Source organism: Knoellia flava TL1 (genome assembly GCF_000768675.1).
In the GTDB taxonomy this organism is placed as follows: domain Bacteria; phylum Actinomycetota; class Actinomycetes; order Actinomycetales; family Dermatophilaceae; genus Knoellia; species Knoellia flava.
The window spans coordinates 1-8,016 of record NZ_AVPI01000063.1 but is presented as its reverse complement, the minus strand read 5'-3'; the positions used below and the strand labels follow the sequence as shown (position 1 = coordinate 8,016).

Below are 8,016 nucleotides of genomic sequence, written 5' to 3'. Positions count from 1 at the left end.
CTGGGTACACGGTCACCTCGAGTCCCGGTGGTAAGACCTGCACCACCACTGGTGCCCTGGCCTGCACCGTCATGGGGCTCAGCAACGGCACGGCGTACACGTTCACCGTGACCGCCACCAACGCGATCGGCACCTCTCCGAGCTCGTCACCCAGTGCCGTCGTGATCCCCACCGTGCCGCAAGTTCTGACAAGTGCCATGCCTACGGTGACGGGTGGGTCAAAACCCGGATACGTGAAGTCGGCCATCGCAGGCGCTTGGGGGCCGTCACCTGTCGCTCTGACCTACCGCTGGTCCCGCGTCTCATCGCATGGGGTCATCACACCGATTGCAGGTGCCAACGGGAGGCTCTACCGGGTGACTAATGCGGACGTCGGATATCGGCTCACCGTCGCAGTGACGGGGACCAAGGTCGGGTACACGACGGTGAGCCGCGCTTCAGCCCAAACATCTGTCATTTCCGGTTGGCGACACTAGGTCAGGTCGAGCACGAGCCGCGCGGCACCCCACGTCGTTGCCGCCAGCACCGCGGCGAACGTCGCCAGCCACACAGGCGCCGGTATGCCGGTCAGTCGCCCGAGCACGGCCGCGTCACTTCCCGGGTCGCGCCGTCCCGCCCCGGCGAGGACGCCGAGGTGGCGCCACGCGCCGACGAGGAGGACGAACGACGTCGCGACGACGGCGAGCACCTGCACTTCGTCGTTGCGCCACCACCAGAGCGCGCCGACCGCGGCACCGGCCGCGAGCACGGTGACCAGCGTCCCGGCCGAGCGCACGAAGACGAGGACGAGCGCGAGGAGGACGAGGCACGCGAAGAGGAGCAGGCCGGCATACCCGCTCGTCGCGGCCCACAGCATGAGGAGGCCGACGAGCGCGGGCATCGGGTAGCCCGCCCAGGTCGTCGCGATCCGGCCGAACCCTCGTGGCGGACCGACGGTGACCGCGTGGCCCGACATGTCGCCGCGGACGACGAACCCGGTGAACCGGCGGCCCGACAGGATGCCGACGACCGCGTGGCCGAGCTCGTGGACGAGCGTGATGACGATCCGCAGCCGCAGCCACACCGTGGGCACCAGGACGACGACGAGCGCTGCGATGCATGCGGTCGCGATCGCACCCGAGGGGACACCGACAGGCGCGGCCGCGAGGCGGGTCGTGATCTCGCCGAGGTCCATGGGCGCAGAACGTAGCCGCAACGCCTGTGACCGCCCGTGACCGGGCCGGCTACCTCGCCGTGGCCGCCCGGCGGACGTGGGGATAGGCCGCGTCCCGACCCTGGAACGAGAGGATCGCGGGGTTGCGGACCTCTCCGTCCTGGATCTCGATGGCGCGCCCGATCGTCCGCTCCGCGGCCCATGCGTCCGGGCCGGAGAGCACGGTGCGCAGGTGGGGCAGGAGGGCCTCGCTGTTGACCCACGTCGCCGAGTTCCACAGGTGGGACGGCGTGTGGTCGACGGCGTAGTAGGTGATGGAGTCCCCCACGACGAACGTCGGGTCCTCGAACGACGTCGGCCTCGCGAAGCTGAAGCCCATGGCCTCGTCGCACGACACGTCGACGAGGAGGCTCCCCGGCCGGAAGGCCCCCAGGTCCTCCTCGGTGAGGAAGGTCCACGGCGCCTCGGTGTCCTGGAGGACGCAGTTGACGACGATGTCGTTGTCCGCGAGATAGTCGGCGAGCGGCACCGGACCGCCGAGCGTCACGGCCGCGGTCTGCGAGGGGTGCTCGTCGTCGCGGTCGACATGGACGATCTGCACCGAGTGGATCGGCGACGCCACGGCGGCGACCTTGCGGTGGGTGAGGACCCGGACGTCGGAGATGCCCAGGGCGCTGAGCGCGGTGACCGCGCCACGGGCAGTGGCCCCGAACCCGATGACGGCGGCGCGCAGCCTGCGGCCGTACGTGCCCGTCGTGCCCCGGAGCGTGAGGGCGTGCAGCACCGAGCTGTAGCCCGCAAGCTCGTTGTTGAGGTGGAAGACGTGCAGGAGGAAGCCGCCGTCGCGGGCCCAGTGGTTCATCGCCTCGAACGCGATGAGGGTGAGCCGCCGGTCGATCGCCTCCTGGGTGAGCTCGGCGTCCTGCACACAGTGCGGCCACCCCCAGACGACCTGGCCGTCACGGAGCTCGGCGAGGTCCTCCGACTGCACCTTGGGCAGGAGGATGACGTCGCACTCGGCGACGAGCTCGGCCCGGGTCCGGACGCCCCCGAGAGAGGCGGCCAGCGACTCGTCCGAGACGCCGAAGGCCAGGCCGTAGCCCTCCTCGACGAAGATCCGCTCGCGCAGGTCGGCGTCGATGCGGTCGAGGTGCTCCGGGTGGATCGGGAGCCGGTGCTCGTTCTCCTTGCGGGAGTGCGCGGGCACACCGAGCGTCAGCGTCGGGCCGGTGGAGGAGCCTGTGGAGGAGGGGGCGGTCTCAGCGCTTCTTGCCATGGAGCGTCGTCTCGATCCCGGAGGCCTCGGTGGCCTTGGCGCGCTTGTCGGCGCGCTTCTCCTTGATCGACTTGCTCGACTTCTTGGACAGCGAGTGACGCGGTGACTTGTCGGACATGATCAGTCCCTTGGTGGGGAGACCCGAAGGGTCCCGCTGCCTCGAGACTACGCCTTCGCGGACCTTCGCCAGACCACGCCGAAGCGGTGCACCGACGACGCTGCCTCGGCGCCGCGTCCCCGACTTGCTCAGCGACGACAGACCCGAGCCGGAGACAGCGTTCGGCTCAGGCCGGTCAACCGCGCGGCGCCGTCCGCTCGATGTGGGTGGCGAGGGCGGCGCGCAACCGGCTGGCGCGGCGGGCGCGGAGCAGCTCGACGAGCTCGGTGTGCTCGGAGACGAGGGCCTTCATGTGCGCGGCGCTCGTCTCCTCACCGAGCCGGCCGATCCGCACGAACGCGCCGAGCTGCCCGAGCATCCGCGACAGCGTCGGCATCCGCGCGGCACCGGCGAGGGTGAGGTGGAACTCCTCGTCGAGGCGCAGGAAGATCTCGGCATCGCCTGCCTGAGCGGCCCGCTCCTGCTTGATCAGGAGCAGTTCCAGCCCGTCGAGGTCGTCCTCGTCGCGGCGCTCGCACCCGGCCGCGGCGGCGGCGCCCTCGAGGGCGACCCTGAGGGTCGTCAGCTCGCGGCGGTGCTCGGGCGAGACGTCGACGACGAGCAGCCGGCGACGTGGGCCGACCTCGAGGAGCCCGTCGCTCTGCAGCCGGCGCAGCGCCTCGCGCACGGGAGTGCGCGACACCTCGTGCTGCGCGGCCAGGGTGACCTCGTCGAGCGGGGTGCCCGGCGCGAGGGCACCGGAGACGATGTCGGCGAGCACGGCCCGGCGCACCCGCTCGGCCTTGGTCGAGGTCACGGGCGGCGACCCTACTTCGCGAAGATCTGCGACTCGTCGGCGAAGGCCTTGAACTCCATCGCGTTGCCCGCCGGGTCGAGGAAGAACATCGTCCACTGCTCGCCGGGCTGGCCCTCGAAGCGCAGGTAGGGCTCGATGACGAACGTCGCGCCGGCGGACTTCATCTTCGACGACAGGTCGTGGAAGTCCTCGACCGCAAGGACGGCACCGAAGTGCGGCACCGGCACCTCGTGCGAGTCGACGTGGTTGTGCCCGGCGGGGCCGGGGTGGACGGCGACCTGGTGCGTCACGACCTGGTGGCCGTAGAAGTTCCAGTCGATCCACTGCTCGGCGCTGCGGCCCTCGGACAGGCCGAGGACGCCGCCGTAGAACTCGCGGGCGGCGGCGATGTCGTCGACGGGGATGGCGAGGTGGAAGCAGGGGCGGGCGGTCACGGCATACTCCTCGATGTCTGTGTGCAAGTCACTGAAATGTATACATGTGGCGAGAGCCGGCGCAATCCCGAACCGGCAGCTGGACGCCATGGTCGGGAGTAGCGTCGCGGTCATGGCGTTCGACGTCGCGGCCGAGGCGTACGGGCGGTTCATGGGGCGCTACTCCGAACCGCTCGGCCCGGTGTTCGCCGAGTGGGCGGGTGTCCACCGCGGCGACCGCGTCCTCGACGTCGGCTGCGGTCCGGGCGCCCTCACCGCCGAGCTCGTCGCGCGGGTCGGGGTGGGTCACGTCGCGGCCGTCGACCCGTCGGCGCCGTTCGTCGAGTCCGTGCGGGCGCGTTTCCCCGGGCTCGAGGTGCACCGTGCGCCGGCCGAGCAGCTGCCCTTCGACGACGGCGGTTTCGACCGGACGCTGGCGCAGCTCGTCGTCCACTTCATGCAGGACCCGGTGACCGGGATCGGCGAGATGGCGCGCGTCACCCGACGCGGCGGCCTCGTCGCCGCCTGCACCTGGGACCTCGGTGGACACCGCTCGCCGCTCGACCCGATGTGGGACGCGGTCCGCCGCATGGACCCGCTCGTGTCCGACGAGTCCCACCTGGCCGGAGCCCGCGAGGGGCACCTCGCCGAGCTCGCGACCGCGGCCGGGCTGCTCGACGTCGAGACCACCGAGCTCTCGGTCACCGTGACGCACCCCGACTTCGACGAGTGGTGGGAGCCCTACACGCTCGGTGTCGGCCCGGCCGGCGACTACGTCGCCTCGCTCGACCCACGCGGACGAGAGGTCCTGCGCGAGGAGTGCCGCTCAGGCTTCCCGGCCGACGAGCCGTTCGAGGTCACGGCTGTTGCGTGGGCGGTGCGCGGACGGGCCTGAGTCGCTCGCAGGCGCTCGCGGGAGACCCCGGTCTTGTGCCCTCGACGGCGGCACGACAGGGTGGGAGGAGCACAGCCACCTTCGACTGAGGAGACGCACATGGCAGGAACCGTCCGCACGGCCACGAACCACTGGGAGGGTGAGCTCTTCACCGGGAGCGGCCAGGTGACCCTCGAGTCCTCCGGCGTCGGCACCTTCGACGTCAGCTGGCCCTCGCGCGCCGAGGAGGCGAACGGCAAGACCAGCCCCGAGGAGCTCATCGCCGCCGCCCATTCGTCCTGCTTCAACATGGCCTTCTCCAACGGCCTCGCCAAGGCCGGCACCCCGCCCACGACGCTCGACACCACGGCCGCCGTGACCTTCGTGCCCGGCACCGGCATCACCGAGATCGCGCTCAAGGTCGTCGGCTCGGTCCCCGGCATGTCCGCCGAGGACTTCCAGGCCGCCGCCGAGGACGCCAAGGCGAACTGCCCGGTGAGCCAGGCGCTCAAGGCCGTGCCGATCAGCCTCGAGGCCAGCCTCTCCGAGTGATCCCCGACGTCACCCGGCTGGGGCTCGCGCTCGTCAAGGGCACCCGCCACCTCGACCGGGACGACGTCGTCCTCGACCGCCACGGCCCTGTCGGCGACCGCACCTGGTGCCTCGTCGACAGGGCCGCGGCGCGCGTCCTGCGGACCGTCGAGAATGCCCACCTGCTCCGCCTCGCCGTCCATGACGTCGGGACCGTGGAGGAGCCGCGCCTCGCCGTCACCACCCCCGACGGCCGCACGACGGAGGCCGGGACACGGGACGCCGTGAACGGCATACAGGCCTTCGACTACTGGGGTCGCGGAGCACGAATCCGGTTGCAGGACACTGCGCTCCACGACGTCTTCTCCGAGGCGCTCGGGCGCGACGTCGTCCTCGCCCGAGCCGAACGCGGCGACGTCGTCTATGCGGACCCGGTCTCCGTGGTCACCACCGGCGCGCTCCGTCGCCTCGAGGAGTCGCTGCGCGAGGCCGGGTATGCCGTTCGGTCACCGCTCGATGCCCGCTTCCGGGCGACGGTGACCCTCGACCTCGACGACGACCCGCCGCCGAGGACCCGGCTCCGGCTCGGTGAGGCGGTCGTCGAGGTGACCGACCCGCTGGAGCGGTGCGCCGTCGTCGACCTCGACCCCGTGACCGGGGAGCGCACCGACGTTCGACTGCTGTCCCACCTGCGAGCCGACGACGGGCGCCTGCTCTTCGGCATGGGTGCGCGGGTGCTGCGACCCGGCACCCTCCGTCGCCGTACCTAACTCGCCAATTCCTCCCGTTCGGTACGCAGGGACGACCGACGCGGTGGCGTGGCTCCCACCTGGCGGGAGACCTCGAGTGCGGCCTGGCGCGCGGCGCGGCTCGCGCCGATGGTGCTCGCCGACGGGCCGTAGCCGACGAGGTGCACCCGCGGGTCGCGCACGGCGGTCGTCGCGGCCTGGACGTTGCCGGGCACCCGGCGGAGCGGGATGCCGCCCTCGGGCCCGCGCAACCCGAGCGGCTCGAGGTGGTCGACGGCGGAGCGGAAGCCGGTCGCCCACAGCACGACGTCGGCCGGCTCGACCGTGCCGTCGGCCCACTGCACACCGTGCGCGACGAGCCGCTCGAACATCGGCCGCGGGTCGGCGTAGGCACCGAGCCGAGCCGCCTCCTGCTCCTGCTCGCGCAGCATGAGGCCGGTCGCGCCCACGACGCTCGTCGGCGGCAGGCCGGCGACGACCCGGCGCTCGACCTCTGTGACGACCTGAAGCCCGGTCCGCGGGCCGAACTCCTCGGTCCGCCACACGGGCGGCCGCCGCGTCACCCAGAGCGTGTCAGCGATCGGGGCGAGCTCGCCGATGAACTGCACCGCCGACGCGCCGGCACCGACGACGACGACGCGCCTGCCGCGCAGGTGATCGCGGCCGGGATAGGTCGCCGTGTGGAACTGCTCTCCGATGAAGTCGTCGGCGCCCGGGTAGGCCGGCCAGTTCGGCCGGGTCCACGTGCCGGTCGCGTTGACGAGCGTCCGGGTCCGCCAGGCGCGCTCCTGCCCGTCGAGGGAGCCCTGGACGACGAGCAGGTCGCCTTCGTCGCTGACCTCGCTCGTCACGGCGTCGACCTCGACCGGCCGGACAACGGGCACGTCGTGGAGCCGCTCGTAGTCGGCGAACCAGCGCGGCACGGCGACGTTGGCCCGCTCCCGGCTGCGGGCGGGGGCCGGCTCCCCGGGCAGGTCGGCGACGCCGTGGACGTCGTGCATCGTCAGCGAGTCCCACCGGTGCTGCCACGCGCCACCGGGCGCCGGGTTGGCATCGAGGACGAGGTGCTCGACGCCGCGACGGGTGAGGAAGTGCGACGCGGACAACCCACCCTGTCCCGCGCCGACGACGATCGAGTCCCACACCTTCACACTCGTTGAACGCACAACCATCCGTCCGTATGCCGTCCGGGGCGCACGGGAAAGGGGTCCGACACGTGGGTGGGCGGCGGACGGCATACGTCGGTCGTGGTCGGAGGGGCAGGCTCGCAGTAGCAAAACGACCGCGTGACGTGCCGGCAACATTGGCGGCCCGGTTCGGTCGAGACTGACAACGGCGTGGGGCGGCATTGGCAGGTGCTGCCCATGAGCGCTCCGGTCGGACGACAGCAGACTGCTCGGCACACCGAGGAACCGACTCCGCCCCCGGGAGGTCGGCGCGTCCTTCTGACCCGTCAAGACTCGTTCGCGCCTGTCCCTCCCCACCTCCCCACCTCCGCGCCGCGTGGCCTGACGCGCCGCGCTCATGGCGGTCGGCGGCGCCTACCTGCCGATGGTCTTCTCCGGCGTCTACGCCGACGGCATCGTCGCCGGTCGCGGCTGGCTCGCCATCGCCCTCGCGTTCTTCGGTGGCTGGCGGCCGCAGTACATCCTCGCCGGGTCGGCGTTCTTCGCGGCGATGGAGGTGCTCGCCCAGCGGGCCCAGGTCACCGGCGTCGGCATCCCGCACCAGTTCGTGTCGATGCTCCCCTACGTCGCGACGCTGCTCGTCATGGTCTTCGCGCTGCGGTGGGCGCTCGTGCCGCAGTTCCTCGGCAAGAACTACGACCGCGAGTCCCGCATCGTCGACTGACCCGATTCCCCGGTTCCGACACGGCGGGGCCGCTCGGCCACCTACAGTGCCCGGGTGCGCGCATCGGGAGGCAGCGGGTCGGCGGCGGGACGGACGCTCGTCGTCGTGGTCGCCTGTGTCGCCGGCATCGTCCTGAGCCTCCTCGGCGCGACTGCGGTCCTCGCCGTCACCGGTGTCGCGCTGGGGCCCGGCCCCGCCGCGAGCCCGGCCGTGCGGGAGGCTCGCGCCGTCGCGACGCCCAGCCCGACCGCGCCG

At 72.1% G+C, this 8,016-nt stretch carries 12 protein-coding genes; 6 read left to right on the top strand and 6 right to left on the bottom strand.

The window, feature by feature from the left end; translation table 11 throughout:
* Positions 1–56: 56 nt before the first annotated feature.
* A complete protein-coding gene (locus N798_RS18995; RefSeq protein ID WP_415751858.1) occupies positions 57–476 on the top strand; it encodes a hypothetical protein in 420 nt (139 codons plus the stop codon).
* Here the strand turns inward: N798_RS18995 and N798_RS14985 are convergent.
* The 5 genes from N798_RS14985 to N798_RS14970 all read right to left on the bottom strand — a co-directional run bounded on the left by N798_RS14985 (position 473) and on the right by N798_RS14970 (position 3,804).
* Positions 473–1,174 carry a M50 family metallopeptidase gene (locus N798_RS14985; protein ID WP_035949957.1) on the bottom strand — a complete coding sequence of 234 codons (702 nt, stop codon included), beginning with the start codon at positions 1,172–1,174 and terminating at the stop codon, positions 473–475. The two genes, N798_RS18995 and N798_RS14985, sit on opposite strands and share 4 nt — an antisense overlap.
* Before the next feature lie 49 nt (positions 1,175–1,223).
* Positions 1,224–2,429, bottom strand: coding sequence for a N(5)-(carboxyethyl)ornithine synthase (locus N798_RS14980; RefSeq protein ID WP_052117413.1), 1,206 nt, complete (start codon positions 2,427–2,429; stop codon positions 1,224–1,226).
* Positions 2,413–2,547: a hypothetical protein gene (locus N798_RS18900; protein ID WP_268234562.1), complete on the bottom strand. Its 135-nt coding sequence runs from the start codon at positions 2,545–2,547 to the stop codon at positions 2,413–2,415. The genes N798_RS14980 and N798_RS18900 overlap by 17 nt, the downstream gene beginning before the upstream one ends.
* A 175-nt stretch (positions 2,548–2,722) precedes the next feature.
* Positions 2,723–3,343 carry a GntR family transcriptional regulator gene (locus tag N798_RS14975; protein ID WP_035949954.1) on the bottom strand — a complete coding sequence of 207 codons (621 nt, stop codon included), beginning with the start codon at positions 3,341–3,343 and terminating at the stop codon, positions 2,723–2,725.
* Positions 3,344–3,354: 11 nt separating this feature from the next.
* On the bottom strand, positions 3,355–3,804 hold the full coding sequence (locus tag N798_RS14970) for a VOC family protein (protein WP_229708419.1): 450 nt from the start codon (positions 3,802–3,804) through the stop codon (positions 3,355–3,357).
* An 85-nt stretch (positions 3,805–3,889) separates the two neighbouring features.
* On the opposite strand from N798_RS14970, the gene N798_RS14965 reads away from it, so the two are divergent.
* From N798_RS14965 to N798_RS14955, 3 genes are all read left to right on the top strand, one after another.
* Positions 3,890–4,651: a class I SAM-dependent methyltransferase gene (locus N798_RS14965; RefSeq protein WP_035949948.1), complete on the top strand. Its 762-nt coding sequence runs from the start codon at positions 3,890–3,892 to the stop codon at positions 4,649–4,651.
* Between the two features lie 99 nt (positions 4,652–4,750).
* Positions 4,751–5,182 carry an OsmC family protein gene (locus tag N798_RS14960; RefSeq protein ID WP_035949946.1) on the top strand — a complete coding sequence of 144 codons (432 nt, stop codon included), beginning with the start codon at positions 4,751–4,753 and terminating at the stop codon, positions 5,180–5,182.
* Positions 5,179–5,931 carry an MOSC domain-containing protein gene (locus N798_RS14955; RefSeq protein ID WP_052117412.1) on the top strand — a complete coding sequence of 251 codons (753 nt, stop codon included), beginning with the start codon at positions 5,179–5,181 and terminating at the stop codon, positions 5,929–5,931. The genes N798_RS14960 and N798_RS14955 overlap by 4 nt, the downstream gene beginning before the upstream one ends.
* Here N798_RS14955 and N798_RS14950 read toward each other — a convergent pair.
* Positions 5,928–7,055 carry an FAD-dependent oxidoreductase gene (locus N798_RS14950; protein ID WP_229708418.1) on the bottom strand — a complete coding sequence of 376 codons (1,128 nt, stop codon included), beginning with the start codon at positions 7,053–7,055 and terminating at the stop codon, positions 5,928–5,930. The two genes, N798_RS14955 and N798_RS14950, sit on opposite strands and share 4 nt — an antisense overlap.
* A gap of 379 nt (positions 7,056–7,434) precedes the next feature.
* On the opposite strand from N798_RS14950, the gene N798_RS14945 reads away from it, so the two are divergent.
* Both N798_RS14945 and N798_RS18215 read left to right on the top strand, forming a co-directional pair.
* Positions 7,435–7,761: a hypothetical protein gene (locus N798_RS14945; protein WP_188450392.1), complete on the top strand. Its 327-nt coding sequence runs from the start codon at positions 7,435–7,437 to the stop codon at positions 7,759–7,761.
* A gap of 54 nt (positions 7,762–7,815) precedes the next feature.
* Positions 7,816–8,016 (top strand): hypothetical protein (locus N798_RS18215; protein ID WP_198030762.1); only part of this gene is annotated, 201 nt, incomplete at its 3' end.

Excerpts from the sequence above, each read along its gene's own strand:
- N798_RS14945 (WP_188450392.1), top strand. The coding sequence starts at position 7,435 with ATGGCGGTCGGCGGCGCCTACCTGCCGATGGTCTTCTCCGGCGTCTAC.
- N798_RS14960 (WP_035949946.1), top strand. The coding sequence starts at position 4,751 with ATGGCAGGAACCGTCCGCACGGCCACGAACCACTGGGAGGGTGAGCTC.
- N798_RS18900 (WP_268234562.1), bottom strand. The coding sequence starts at position 2,547 with ATGTCCGACAAGTCACCGCGTCACTCGCTGTCCAAGAAGTCGAGCAAG.
- N798_RS14965 (WP_035949948.1), top strand. The coding sequence starts at position 3,890 with ATGGCGTTCGACGTCGCGGCCGAGGCGTACGGGCGGTTCATGGGGCGC.
- N798_RS14980 (WP_052117413.1), bottom strand. The coding sequence starts at position 2,429 with ATGGCAAGAAGCGCTGAGACCGCCCCCTCCTCCACAGGCTCCTCCACC.
- N798_RS14985 (WP_035949957.1), bottom strand. The coding sequence starts at position 1,174 with ATGGACCTCGGCGAGATCACGACCCGCCTCGCGGCCGCGCCTGTCGGT.